Origin of the sequence: Pseudomonas sp. IT-P258 (genome assembly GCF_949767825.1) — a bacterium.
In the GTDB taxonomy this organism is placed as follows: Bacteria; Pseudomonadota; Gammaproteobacteria; order Pseudomonadales; family Pseudomonadaceae; genus Aquipseudomonas; species Aquipseudomonas monachiensis.
This window is the reverse complement of the sequence record NZ_CATKPU010000087.1, coordinates 286693-300193: the sequence shown is the minus strand read 5'-3', so window position 1 is coordinate 300193 and position 13501 is coordinate 286693. Positions and strand designations below refer to the sequence as shown.

The 13501-nt window shown below is 60.3% G+C and carries 11 protein-coding genes; all 11 read left to right on the top strand.

The window, feature by feature from the left end; genetic code table 11:
• The first annotated feature begins 289 nt into the window (after window positions 1-289).
• The 11 genes from dksA to pgi all read left to right on the top strand — a co-directional run bounded on the left by dksA (window position 290) and on the right by pgi (window position 13422).
• Window positions 290-730 (top strand): RNA polymerase-binding protein DksA, encoded by a 441-nt coding sequence (gene dksA, locus ACM6G4_RS25835; protein WP_008053890.1) that lies wholly within the window; start codon window positions 290-292, stop codon window positions 728-730.
• Window positions 731-851: 121 nt separating this feature from the next.
• A complete protein-coding gene (gluQRS, locus tag ACM6G4_RS25830; RefSeq protein WP_056728625.1) occupies window positions 852-1745 on the top strand; it encodes a tRNA glutamyl-Q(34) synthetase GluQRS in 894 nt (297 codons plus the stop codon).
• A gap of 77 nt (window positions 1746-1822) precedes the next feature.
• Complete coding sequence (locus ACM6G4_RS25825; RefSeq protein WP_003176118.1) at window positions 1823-1999, top strand: hypothetical protein; 177 nt, start codon at window positions 1823-1825, stop codon at window positions 1997-1999.
• Window positions 1983-4937 (top strand): sensor histidine kinase, encoded by a 2955-nt coding sequence (locus ACM6G4_RS25820; protein WP_162252433.1) that lies wholly within the window; start codon window positions 1983-1985, stop codon window positions 4935-4937. The genes ACM6G4_RS25825 and ACM6G4_RS25820 overlap by 17 nt, the downstream gene beginning before the upstream one ends.
• 22 nt (window positions 4938-4959) lie before the next feature.
• Window positions 4960-6399: a sigma-54-dependent transcriptional regulator gene (locus tag ACM6G4_RS25815; protein ID WP_056728629.1), complete on the top strand. Its 1440-nt coding sequence runs from the start codon at window positions 4960-4962 to the stop codon at window positions 6397-6399.
• Window positions 6400-7134: 735 nt separating this feature from the next.
• Entirely contained in the window at window positions 7135-8535 is a 1401-nt protein-coding gene (locus tag ACM6G4_RS25810; protein ID WP_056728631.1) for a polynucleotide adenylyltransferase PcnB, read from the top strand.
• Window positions 8536-8538: 3 nt separating this feature from the next.
• Window positions 8539-9024: a 2-amino-4-hydroxy-6-hydroxymethyldihydropteridine diphosphokinase gene (gene folK / locus ACM6G4_RS25805; protein ID WP_414914877.1), complete on the top strand. Its 486-nt coding sequence runs from the start codon at window positions 8539-8541 to the stop codon at window positions 9022-9024.
• Window positions 9025-9300: 276 nt separating this feature from the next.
• On the top strand, window positions 9301-10101 hold the full coding sequence (panB, locus tag ACM6G4_RS25800; protein ID WP_056728635.1) for a 3-methyl-2-oxobutanoate hydroxymethyltransferase: 801 nt from the start codon (window positions 9301-9303) through the stop codon (window positions 10099-10101).
• Window positions 10098-10958: a pantoate--beta-alanine ligase gene (gene panC, locus ACM6G4_RS25795; protein ID WP_056728637.1), complete on the top strand. Its 861-nt coding sequence runs from the start codon at window positions 10098-10100 to the stop codon at window positions 10956-10958. Before panB ends, panC begins: the two co-directional genes overlap by 4 nt.
• A 194-nt stretch (window positions 10959-11152) precedes the next feature.
• Window positions 11153-11533, top strand: a complete 381-nt coding sequence (gene panD / locus ACM6G4_RS25790) for an aspartate 1-decarboxylase (RefSeq protein WP_003228271.1) — start codon at window positions 11153-11155, stop codon at window positions 11531-11533.
• Window positions 11534-11757: 224 nt separating this feature from the next.
• A complete protein-coding gene (pgi, locus tag ACM6G4_RS25785; RefSeq protein WP_056728640.1) occupies window positions 11758-13422 on the top strand; it encodes a glucose-6-phosphate isomerase in 1665 nt (554 codons plus the stop codon).
• Window positions 13423-13501: the final 79 nt, after the last annotated feature.

Below are 13501 nucleotides of genomic sequence, written 5' to 3'. Positions count from 1 at the left end.
GGAACGAGCGAGAACCTAAAGCGGTCAGAGGCCTTGTAACTCCGATCACGAATGACTCAAGCGCGCGCGCAAGGTTTGGCTAAAATCAATAATTGAGCAGGGTTCCAGAGCCACCAGACAACGGTTTGTCGTCATTCGCAAGCACCATGTGCCGCGAGCTCGACATCCGGGAGTAGCGCGGCCCGAATTGATCTGGTAAGTTCGCCCGCTTGCAGCCGCAGGGCCGGCAGGTGTCGGTGATGGAGCAATCCTGCGCAGATGGATTACAAGAGTAGAGGCGGTCTATTTCATGTCCACCCAAGCAAAGCAGCAAAACCAGACGATCAGCGGCTTCGAGCCCTATGTTCAGAAAACCGGCGAAGAGTACATGGGCGAGCCCATGCGCAAGCACTTCACCAAGGTCCTGAATCAGTGGAAAAAAGAGCTGATGGAAGGTGTCGACAAGACCGTGGACCACATGAAGGACGAAGCGGCCAACTTTCCTGATCCGGCAGACCGTGCCAGCCAGGAAGAGGAATTCGCCCTAGAACTGCGTGCCCGCGACCGTGAACGCAAGTTGATCAAGAAGATCGACAAGACACTCCAGTTGATCGAAGACGAAGAGTACGGCTGGTGCGAATCCTGCGGCATCGAGATTGGCGTCAAGCGCCTCGAAGCGCGCCCTACCGCCGACCTGTGCATCGACTGCAAGACCCTGGCGGAAATCAAGGAAAAGCAAGTCGGCAAATAATTGCGACTTGAACGAAGAACGGAGCGTGCGAACGCTCCGTTTTTGTTTCCAGGATTCACCTCGGTAGCAAGCCCGCTCCCACAGGGGGTTGGCGCCAGTCCAGATAAAGTAACATCACCCCATGACCGCTGACGTTTCCCCCTACATCGGGCGCTTCGCCCCCACGCCCAGTGGCCATCTGCACTTCGGCTCGCTGGTCGCCGCACTGGCCTCCTACCTCGACGCACGCTCGGTGGGCGGACGCTGGCTGATGCGCATGGAAGACCTTGATCCACCTCGCGAGGAACCCGGCGCCCAGGCCGCCATCCTCAAGGCACTGGAAAGCTATGGCTTCGAGTGGGATGGCGACCTGGTTCGCCAAAGCGAGCGGCACGATGCCTACGCCGAGGTGCTCAATCGCCTGTTCAATCAAGGACTGGCCTACGCCTGCACCTGCTCGCGCAAACAGCTGGAGCCGTTTCACGGGATTTATCCGGGGCTGTGCCGCAATGCCGGCCATGGCACTGACGATGCGGCCATCCGCCTGCGCGTACCGGAGCTGGAATACCATTTCATCGACCGGGTGCAGGGCCAATACCGACAGCATCTGGGGCGGGAAGTCGGCGATTTCGTGATCCGCCGCCGCGACGGGCTCTACGCTTATCAATTGGCCGTGGTCCTGGACGATGCCTGGCAAGGCATCACCGATATCGTTCGCGGTGCCGACCTGCTGGACTCCACGCCCCGCCAGCTCTATCTGCAAGAACTGCTCGGCCTGCCTCAACCGCGTTACCTGCACATCCCGCTGATTACCCAGCCGGATGGCAACAAACTCGGCAAGTCCTACCGTTCGCCGCCCTTGACCGAGGATCAGGCAACGCCCCTGCTGCTGCGCGCGCTTCGGGCGCTGGGACAGAACCCGGGAACCGAACTGACGTACGCCACCCCACGGGAAGTGCTGAATTGGGGCATTGCCCACTGGGATGCCTCGCTGATCCCGCGCACACTGAGCCTGCCCGAGGCACAGCTACTGTGATCGTACTTGCAGTGGCGCGCCCATCCGTTACCATCGCCGCACGTTTACGGGCACACGCATAAGAAAGAGAGGCCGGGATGTACATCTATCGCTTGGTCCTGCTTTTGGTAGTGGGGATTTACCTGTTTTCCCCGGCCATCATGGATTGGTGGATCGACGCCACTGGCGCCTGGTATCGCCCTTATCTGCTCTGGCTGATCCTGATCGTCGTGACCTTCATCCTGCAGAGCCAAAAAGATGCCGATGAGCTTTAGCCTGACCCAGATGATCCTGATCAGCGCCGCGTACCTGGCGGTGCTGTTCGGTGTGGCCTGGATCAGCGAACGGGGCATGATTCCCCGGGCGATCATTCGCCACCCGCTGACTTACACCCTGTCGCTGGGCGTCTACGCCAGCGCCTGGGCGTTTTACGGCACCGTGGGCCTGGCCTATCAGTACGGCTACGGCTTTTTGTCCAGCTACCTGGGCGTTTCCGGGGCATTCCTGCTGGCGCCGGTGCTGCTCTACCCGATCCTGAAGATCACCCGCACCTATCAGCTGTCGTCGCTGGCAGACCTGTTTGCCTTCCGCTTCCGCAGTACCTGGGCCGGTGCGCTGACCACGATTTTCATGCTGGTCGGCGTATTGCCGCTACTGGCCTTGCAGATTCAGGCGGTCGCCGACTCCATCAGTATCCTCACCCGAGAGCCGGTACAGCATCGTGTGGCCCTGAGTTTCTGCGCACTGATTACGCTGTTCACGATTTTCTTCGGCTCCCGCCACATCGCCACCCGCGAAAAGCATGAAGGCCTGGTGTTCGCGATTGCCTTCGAGTCGGTGATCAAGCTGATCGCCCTCGGCGGTGTCGGGCTGTATGCACTTTACGGCGTGTTCGACGGCCCACAACAGCTTGAACTGTGGCTGCTGCAAAACCAGACCGCGCTCGCTGCCCTGCACACCCCTTTGCAGGAAGGCCCGTGGCGTACGCTGTTGCTGGTGTTCTTCGCCTCGGCGATCGTGATGCCGCACATGTATCACATGACCTTTACCGAGAACCTCAACCCGCGTTCGCTGGTCAGTGCGAGCTGGGGCCTGCCGCTGTTCCTGTTGCTGATGAGCCTGGCGGTACCGCTGATTCTCTGGGCCGGCCTGAAGCTCGGCGCCACCACCAACCCGGAATACTTCACCCTGGGCATCGGCATAGCCGCCAACAGCAAGGCCTTGGCGTTGCTGGCCTATGTCGGCGGACTGTCCGCCGCCAGTGGCCTGATCATCGTCACCACGCTGGCGCTGTCCGGGATGGCCTTGAACCACCTGGTGCTGCCGCTGTATCAACCACCGGCCGAAGGCAACATCTACCGCTGGCTGAAGTGGACCCGCCGGGCGCTGATTGTCGCGATCATCATGGCCGGCTACGGCTTCTACCTGATGCTCGGTGCCGAACAGGACCTGGCCAACCTCGGCATTGTCGCTTTCGTCGCCACGTTGCAGTTCCTGCCGGGCGTGCTCTCGGTCCTGTATTGGCCGACCGCCAACCGTCGCGGCTTCATCGCCGGCTTGCTGGCAGGGATCCTGGTGTGGCTGGTGACCATGCTGTTGCCGCTGGTCGGCAACCTGCAAGGCTTCTACATTCCGCTGCTGAACATGATCTACGTGCTGGACGACACCAGCTGGCACATGGCGGCGATTGCCTCGCTGGCGGCCAACGTGCTGATGTTCACCCTGATCTCGTTGTTCACCAATGCCAGCACCGAAGAGGCAAGCGCTGCCGAAGCCTGCGCCGTGGATAACGTTCGCCGCCCGCAACGCCGGGAACTGCACGCCGCCTCGCCCCAGGAATTCGCTACGCAACTGGCCAAGCCACTGGGTGCAAAGGCGGCGCAGAAAGAGGTGGAACAGGCACTGCGCGACCTCTATCTGCCTTTCGACGAACGCCGCCCCTATGCCCTGCGCCGCCTGCGTGACCGCATCGAGGCCAACCTCTCCGGCCTGATGGGCCCGAGCGTGGCCCAGGACATGGTCGAGACGTTCCTGCCATACAAGGCCGGCGGCGAAAACTACGTCACCGAAGACATTCACTTCATCGAAAGCCGCCTCGAGGATTACCACTCGCGCCTGACCGGCCTGGCCGCCGAACTCGATGCCCTGCGCCGCTACCACCGCCAGACCCTGCAGGAATTGCCGATGGGCGTTTGCTCGCTGGCCAAGGATCAGGAGATCCTCATGTGGAACAAGGCCATGGAGGAACTGACCGGCATCGCCGCGCAGCGCGTGGTCGGTTCGCGCCTGAGTACCATTGCCGACCCATGGAAAGACCTGCTGCAAGGTTTCATCAATCTGCCGGACGAGCACTTGCACAAACAGCACCTGGCACTCGACGGCCAGACACGCTGGCTGAACCTGCACAAAGCGGCGATCGACGAACCCCTCGCGCCGGGCAACAGTGGCCTGGTATTACTGGTGGAAGACCTGACCGAAACCCAGATGCTCGAAGACAAACTGGTGCACTCCGAGCGCCTGGCCAGCATCGGTCGACTGGCGGCCGGCGTGGCCCATGAAATCGGCAACCCGATTACCGGTATCGCGTGCCTGGCGCAGAACCTGCGCGAAGAACGTGAAGAAGACGGCGAGCTGAAGGAAATCAGCGGCCAGATCCTCGAGCAGACCAAACGCGTGTCGCGCATCGTCCAGTCGCTGATGAGCTTTGCCCATGCCGGCAGCCATCAACACAGCGACGAGCCCGTCTGTCTGGCCGAAGTGGCTCAGGATGCCATCGGCCTGCTGGCCCTGAACCGACGCAATTTCGAAGTGCAGTTCTACAACCTGTGCGACCCCGATCACTGGGTCGAAGGCGACCCGCAACGGTTGGCCCAGGTACTGATCAACCTACTGTCAAACGCCCGTGACGCCTCGCCTCCCGGCAGCGCGGTACGGGTCAAGAGCGAAGCCGGCGAACACACGGTCGACCTGATCGTGGAAGACGAAGGCAGCGGTATTCCGTCGAGCATCATGGACCGATTGTTCGAACCATTCTTCACCACCAAGGACCCTGGCGAAGGCACCGGTCTGGGCCTTGCACTGGTCTATTCCATCGTTGAAGAGCATTATGGACAAATCACCATCGACAGCCCGGCTGATGTTCAAAGCCAACGCGGTACCCGAATCAGGGTTACCTTGCCGCGTCATGTCGAAGCGACGTCCGCTGTGAACTGAGACCGTCGAGAGTATCGAATCAATGCCGCACATTTTGATCGTCGAAGACGAAACCATCATCCGCTCCGCCTTGCGCCGCCTGCTGGAACGTAACCAGTACCAGGTCAGCGAAGCCGGATCAGTGCAGGAAGCACAAGAACGCTTCACCATTCCCTCGTTCGACCTGATCATCAGTGACCTGCGCCTGCCGGGCGCGCCTGGCACGGAGTTGATCAAGCTCGCCCAGGGCACGCCGGTGCTGATCATGACCAGCTATGCCAGCCTGCGCTCGGCGGTCGACTCGATGAAAATGGGCGCGGTGGACTACATTGCCAAGCCATTCGACCATGACGAAATGCTACAAGCGGCCGCACGAATCCTGCGTGACCGACAAACGGTACAAGCCGGTGGTGAAGCCGTTGCCGGCAAAGTCACCAACGGTGCGGCGAAATCCGGTACCGACAACAGCAACGGTGAAATCGGCATTATCGGCTCGTGCCCACCGATGCAGGACCTGTACGGCAAGATCCGCAAAGTGGCACCGACCGACTCCAACGTTCTGATCCAGGGCGAATCGGGTACCGGTAAAGAACTGGTGGCACGCGCCCTGCACAATCTGTCCAAACGCGCCAAGGCGCCGATGATTTCGGTGAACTGCGCGGCCATTCCGGAAAGCCTGATCGAGTCCGAACTGTTCGGCCACGAAAAAGGCGCATTCACCGGCGCCAGCGCCGGGCGCGCCGGCCTGGTGGAAGCGGCGGACGGCGGCACCTTGTTCCTCGACGAAATCGGCGAACTGCCACTGGAAGCCCAGGCTCGCCTGTTGCGTGTGTTGCAAGAAGGCGAAATTCGTCGCGTGGGCTCGGTGCAGTCGCAAAAAGTCGATGTGCGCCTGATCGCGGCGACTCACCGCGACCTCAAGAGCCTGGCGAAAATCGGCCAGTTCCGTGAAGACTTGTATTACCGCCTCCACGTTATCGCGCTGAAGCTGCCAGCCCTGCGCGAACGCGGTGCGGACGTCAACGAAATCGCCAATGCGTTTCTGGCGCGGCAAAGTGCGCGCGTCAACCGCACCGACCTGAAATTCGCCGCGGATGCCGAGCAAGCCATTCGTCACTACGCCTGGCCGGGCAACGTTCGCGAACTGGAAAACGCCGTCGAGCGCGCCGTCATCCTGTGCGAAAGCCCGGAAATTTCCGCCGAGCTGTTGGGCATCGACATCGAACTGGGCGACCTGGAAGACGACGAGTTCATTGGCCTGGCGCCCCAACAGGGCAACGGCAACACTAGTAACAGCAACCACGAACCGACCGAAGACCTCTCCCTGGAAGACTACTTCCAGCATTTCGTCCTCGAACATCAGGACCACATGACCGAAACCGAGCTGGCCCGCAAGCTCGGGGTCAGCCGCAAATGCCTATGGGAGCGCCGTCAGCGCCTGGGCATCCCGCGCCGCAAGACCGGGGTGGCCAGCGAAAGCTGAATCGCACCTGTCGTATGTGCGGGTAACACGTGACTTTGTGAAAAAACTGTTACCTCAGCTTTTTCACGTAACAGAAGCCGGGGCTTACGGTAACGAAGCCCCGGCTTTTTTTGGCCCTCGAAATGCCTGCCAACCGGCCTAACCCCTTGTTTTATTGGGTTTCGAAAAAGTTGGCACGCACCCTGCTATATGTTTGGTACAAGAACAATAACAAGCAATGCACAAGACAATAAAAATAAGACGAATCGACTCACGCACAATAAAAACAAGACGGCGAGAGGCGCAGCTAACTGATTCTTTTGGAGAGGCGTTGTATTTGGGGCTTGCCCCACGACCAGGCCGAGAACAACAAAAACTGTCCTAAGACAGAGCCTGTACTGGTTGGATCGAAAGATCACTGCAATTCAGCGACCAAAGCAATCCGTTTGCTCTTGGCTCCCGATTGGGAGGGTCATGAAGGAAAGCTTCATGGCGAGGGCACTCAACAAAAACAAGAAGCCCGAAACCAAAAATAAAAATAGAGCATGCAACTACTTCTTGGGGAGCTTCGGCTCCCCTTGTGGTTTGCGCGATTCGCAAATCCCCGTAAATCGGCTCGTTCCGGCCTTTAAGCCTGCGGCCTACAGCTCATATCTGCTGTGTCCTACACCATCCCCCGACTAAATGCTAGAATCCCCGCCCATCATGCGGTCATTCTTCTGTTATGGCCGAATATTCCTTCAAACAGTGCATCCCATGCTGAAGAAGCTGTTCCAGTCATTCCGTTCTCCCAAGCGTCCTACGCAACACATTCGCAGCACGCCTGAAGTGCTCAACAGCGGCCAACACTCGCTGCAGAAGGCGCAATTCAGCCGCTACGCGGTGAATATCGTTGAACGCCTGCAGAACGCCGGTTATCAGGCTTACCTGGTTGGCGGTTGCGTGCGCGACATGCTGCTGGGTATCACACCGAAAGATTTCGACGTTGCCACCAGCGCCACACCGGAACAGGTACGGGCCGAATTCCGTAACGCGCGAATCATCGGGCGCCGGTTCAAGCTGGTGCACATCCACTTCGGCCGCGAAATCATCGAAGTCGCGACCTTCCGCGCCAATCACCCGCAAAACGAAGACGAGGAAGACAGCAACCAGTCTTCGCGCAACGAGAGCGGGCGCATTTTGCGCGATAACGTCTACGGCACCCTGGAAGAAGACGCGCAACGTCGCGACTTCACCATCAATGCCCTGTATTACGATCCGGTCAGCGAACGCATCCTCGACTACGCCAACGGCGTACACGACATCCGCAATCACCTGATCCGCCTGATCGGCGATCCGACGCAACGCTACCAGGAAGACCCGGTACGGATGCTGCGGGCCGTGCGTTTCGCCGCCAAGCTGAACTTCGGCATCGAAAAACACAGCGCCCTGCCGATCCGCGGCCTGGCGCCGATGCTGCGCGAGATCCCGTCGGCCCGCCTGTTCGAAGAGGTGCTCAAGCTGTTCCTCTCCGGCCATGCCGCCGATACGTTTGAAATGCTGGTCGACCTGCAATTGTTCGATCCACTGTTTCCGGCCAGCGCCGAAGCACTGGAATACAACCCGACGTACACCCACACCCTGATCAGCGAAGCCCTGATCAACACCGACCTGCGGATCAAGCAGAACAAACCGGTAACCCCGGCGTTCCTCTTTGCAGCCCTGCTCTGGCCTGCCCTGCCGGCCCGCGTCCTGCGCCTGCAGGAGCGTGGCATGCCGCCGATTCCGGCGATGCAGGAAGCGGCGCACGAGCTGATTGCCGAACAGTGCCAGCGCATCGCGATTCCGAAACGCTTCACCATGCCGATCCGCGAAATCTGGGACATGCAGGAACGCCTGCCCCGCCGCAGCGGCAAGCGTGCCGATCTGTTGCTGGACAATCCGCGTTTCCGCGCCGGCTACGACTTCCTGCTGCTACGCGAAAGCGCCGGCGAGCAGACCGATGGCCTGGGTGAATGGTGGACTGACTATCAGGACGCCAATGAAAGCGAGCGTCGCGACATGATTCGCGACCTCAGCGGCAAGGATGAAGGCACCGGCGCCCCGCGCAAGCGTCGCCGCAGCGGTGGTTCCAAGCGCAAACGCGCTGCCGGCGCTTCGAGCACCACGGGCGAGTAATCCATGGAACGCATCTACATCGGCATGGGCAGCAATCTGGCTGACCCCGCCGAACAATTGCGCAGCGCCGTCGAGGCGCTGGCGCACTTGCCGCAAACGGAACTGGTCGGGGTATCCGCGTTTTATCAAAGCGACTCGCTGCTGCCTGGACAACCGCGCTACACCAACGCGGTGGCCGCTCTCGATAGCACGCTGGCGCCACTGGATTTGCTCGATGCCTTACAGGCCATTGAAAACGGCCAGGGTCGCGAGCGCCTTGTGCGCTGGGGGCCGCGCACGCTTGACCTCGACATCGTGCTGTTCGGTGATCGCCTGATCGACGAACCACGCCTCAAGGTTCCCCATTACCACATGCAGGAACGGGCCTTCGTGCTGTATCCACTGGCGGAACTGGCCCCTGCGGATCTGCGCCTGGCCGATGGCCGCGAGCTAAGTGAATTACTCGCAGCCTGCCCGTTCGTCGGGTTGGAACGCCTGCTCCCGGCGTGACACCACTCCCACATTGGTTTTGCGTCGATCACAATATCTGCTGCTGAATCGCATCAGTTACCCCGGTAACACCCCACCCGTAACAATGCGGTAACACACGCAATTGACTTCCCTCGTTCTCCTCACGACTATAGGCGTCCCGCTGCCGCCTACACGGCGTTCAAGGGCGCAATCCAGGCCTTAAAAGCACGACGAAAGAGCGTGCGCCTGTATTCAACGAAGAATCACGCGCGTTACTCGCAGTAGTTTCCACAGCGCCTGAATGAGGAACTTTTCATGCCAGCCATCACCCTGACCACCCTGCAAGGTCTGAAGCAAAAAGGTGAAAAAATCACCATGCTGACCTGCTACGACGCAACCTTCGCCCACGCCTGCAACCAGGCCGGCGTCGAAGTGCTGCTGGTGGGCGACTCCCTCGGCATGGTTTTGCAGGGCCACGACAGCACCTTGCCTGTCACTACCTCCGAAATGGCTTATCACGTGGCCGCCGTCAAACGCGGTAACAGCGATGCCCTGATCCTCGCCGACCTGCCTTTCATGGCCTACGCCACCACCGAGCAAGCCATGACCAACAGCGCTCTGTTGATGCAGGCCGGCGCGCACATGGTCAAGGTCGAAGGAGCGTTGTGGCTGGCCGATTCGATCCGCCTGCTGGCCGAGCGCGGCATCCCTGTCTGTGCGCACATGGGCCTGACGCCGCAATCGGTGAACATCCTTGGCGGCTACAAGGTCCAGGGTCGCAATGAAAACCAGGCGCGGCAAATGCGTGCCGACGCGATCGCCCTGGAACAGGCTGGCGCGGCAATGCTGCTGCTCGAGTGCGTCCCGAGCGAACTGGCGGAAGAAATCACCCAGGCGGTGAAGATTCCGGTGATTGGTATTGGCGCCGGTAATCGCACCGATGGCCAGGTGCTGGTTCTGCACGACATGCTGGGCCTGTCCATTACCGGCCGCATGCCGAAATTCGTGAAAAACTTCATGACTGGCCAAACCAGCATTGAAGCTGCATTGATTGCCTACGTGACTGAAGTCAAAGCGGCAACATTCCCTGGGATCGAACACGGATTCTCTGCATGAACACCGTAAAAACCGTACGCGAACTGCGGGCCGCCGTGGCCCGTGCCCGTGGCGAAGGCAAGCGCATCGCCTTTGTGCCAACCATGGGCAACCTGCACAGCGGCCACGTGGCGCTGGTGACCAAAGCCTCCCAACGGGCGGACTTCGTGGTGGCGAGCGTTTTCGTCAACCCGCTGCAATTCGGTGCTGGCGAAGACCTCGACAAGTACCCGCGCACCCTTGCCGCCGACCAGGAAAAACTGCTCCAGGCCGGTTGCCATCTGCTGTTTGCCCCCACCGTTGAAGAGATGTACCCCGACGGCATGGCCGGCCAGACCCGCGTCAGCGTCCCGCAATTGTCCGAAGGCCTGTGCGGTGCCAGCCGTCCGGGGCATTTCGAAGGCGTGGCGACGGTGGTCAGCAAGCTGTTCAACATGGTCCAGCCGGACCTGGCGATTTTCGGCGAGAAAGACTTCCAGCAACTGGCGGTGATTCGCGCGCTGGTTCATGACCTGAACATGCCGATCCAGATCATCGGCGAGCCCACTGTGCGCGCTACCGATGGCCTGGCGCTGTCGTCGCGCAATGGTTTCCTCAGCGAAGAGCAACGCGCTGTGGCACCAGTGGTTTATCGCACGCTGAATGCGATCGGCGAAGCGATCAGGCAGGGCGAACGCGACTACCCGGCGCTGATCGGCACCCAGATCAAACAGCTCGAAGCCGCCGGCCTGCGTCCCGACTATCTGGAAATCCGCCATGCCCTGACCTTGCGCCCTGCGACGGCGCAGGATCGTGACCTGGTGATTCTGGTGGCGGCGTTCCTCGGTACGACGCGGTTGATCGACAACCTGCACCTGAACCTCGACGCGCCAATCTAAACACTGCAATACCCTGTGGGAGCGGGCTTGCTCGCGAATACGGTCTGTCAGCTGACACATACGTCGACTGACGCAACGCCTTCGCGAGCAAGCCCGCTCCCACATTCGATCTGCGGCAGTTTCCACACCTTATTGCTGCCTCTCAAGCCATCGGGCAAACTGCCCGCCGTTCGATTCCGACCTGGGAAATACTCATGCACGCCATCATGCTCAAAGCCAAGCTGCATCGCGCCGAAGTCACCCACGCTGTACTCGATTACGAAGGCTCCTGCGCCATCGACGGCGAATGGCTGGACCTGTCCGGCATTCGTGAGTACGAGCAGATCCAGATCTACAACGTCGACAACGGCGAGCGCTTCACCACCTATGCCATCCGTGGCGAAGAAGGTTCGCGCATGATTTCGGTCAACGGCGCCGCCGCGCACAAGGCCAAGGTTGGCGATCGCGTGATCATCTGCGCTTACGCTCATTACAGCGAAGCCGAACTGCTCAACTTCAAGCCGCGCATGCTCTACATGGCACCGGGCAATGAACTGAGCCACACCAGCAACGCCATTCCGGTCCAGGTCGCCTGATCCGATCCCTGTCTCTTCCGTTTGTCGGACCATTCCTAACTTCGATGTTAAAAAAGTACCGGAAACAGGTCAGACAAAGTCAAGACAGATCATTGCGCGGGGTTTACTGTAGTCGCCCTGCGCCATGAAATCGTGTCGACGCAGTTGACCGGAACGCCCACCCACAGCGCTCCGGGATTTTTAGTGTTCAAAAGGCCGTTCAAGTAATAAGGAAACCCGCAGCGATGGCGTATTACCGCACTCCTCACGACGTTACCGCTCTGCCTGCCTGGCAAGCGCTGAATGACCACCGCCAAGCCATGCAGGATTTCAGCATGCGCGAAGCTTTCAATGCCGATCCGCAGCGTTTTACTCAATTCACCCTCAGCAGCTGCGGCCTGTTTCTCGACTATTCGAAAAACCTGATCAACGCCGAGACCCGCAATCTGCTGGTGGGCCTGGCCAACGAAGTCGACCTCAAGGGCGCGATCAAGTCGCTGTTCGATGGCGAAATCGTCAACTCTTCCGAAGGTCGTCCGGCCCTGCACACAGCCCTGCGCCGCCCGGTCGGCGACAAGCTGTCGGTCAATGGCGTCAACGTGATGCCCGAAGTGCACAAGGTGCTGAACCAGATCACCGACCTCGTCGGCCGTATCCACGACGGTCTGTGGCGCGGCTACACCGAAAAGCCGATCACCGACGTGGTGAACATCGGCATCGGCGGCTCCTTCCTCGGCCCGGAGCTGGTGTCCGAAGCCTTGCTGTCCTACGCCCAGAAAGGCGTGCGTTGCCATTACCTGGCGAACATCGACGGCAGCGAATTCCACGAACTGGCCATGAAGCTGCGCGCCGAGACCACGCTGTTCATCGTCTCGTCGAAATCCTTCAACACCCTTGAAACCCTGAAGAACGCCCAGGCCGCCCGTGCCTGGTACCTGGCCCAGGGTGGTTCGGAAGCCGAGCTGTATCGCCACTTCATCGCGGTTTCGAGCAACAACGCCGCCGCCGTGGCGTTCGGCATCCGCGAAGAAAACATTTTCCCGATGTGGGACTGGGTCGGCGGGCGCTACTCGCTGTGGTCGGCCATCGGTTTGCCGATTGCCCTGGCCATCGGCATGTCGAACTTCAAGGAGTTGCTGTCCGGTGCCTACACCATGGACCAGCACTTCCAGACCGCGCCGTTCGAACAGAACATGCCGGTGCTGCTGGCCTTGCTCGGCGTGTGGTACGGCAACTTCTGGGGCGCGCAAAGCCACGCGATCCTGCCGTACGATCACTACCTGCGCAACATCACCAAGCACCTGCAACAGCTGGACATGGAATCCAACGGCAAGAGCGTGCGCCAGGACGGCAAGCCCGTGTCCACCGACACCGGGCCGGTGATCTGGGGCGGTGTCGGCTGCAACGGTCAGCACGCCTACCACCAGTTGCTGCACCAGGGCACCCAACTGATCCCGGCTGACTTCATCGTGCCGATCGTCAGCTTCAACCCGGTGTCCGACCACCACCAGTGGCTGTACGCCAACTGCCTGTCGCAGAGCCAGGCGCTGATGCTCGGCAAGACCCTTGGCGAGGCCGAAACCGAACTGCGCGACAAAGGCATGAGTGACGCCGAAGTGCAAAAACTCGCGCCACACAAGGTGATCCCGGGCAACCGTCCGAGCAACACCCTGGTGGTCGAGCGCATCAGCCCGCGTCGCCTCGGCGCTCTGGTGGCGATGTACGAGCACAAAGTCTTCGTGCAAAGCGTGATCTGGGGCATCAATGCTTTCGACCAGTGGGGTGTTGAGCTGGGCAAAGAGCTGGGCAAAGGCGTCTACAACCGCCTGGTCGGCAGCGAAGAAACCCCGGCCGAGGACGCCTCGACCCAAGGGCTGATCAATTACTTCCGTGGTCGTCACCGCGGGTGATCGGCTGAAGGGGCGGTTAGCCCGCCCCTTCAAACGGCACCGGGTTTACTGCAAAAACGGTGGCGTGCACTATCACTGT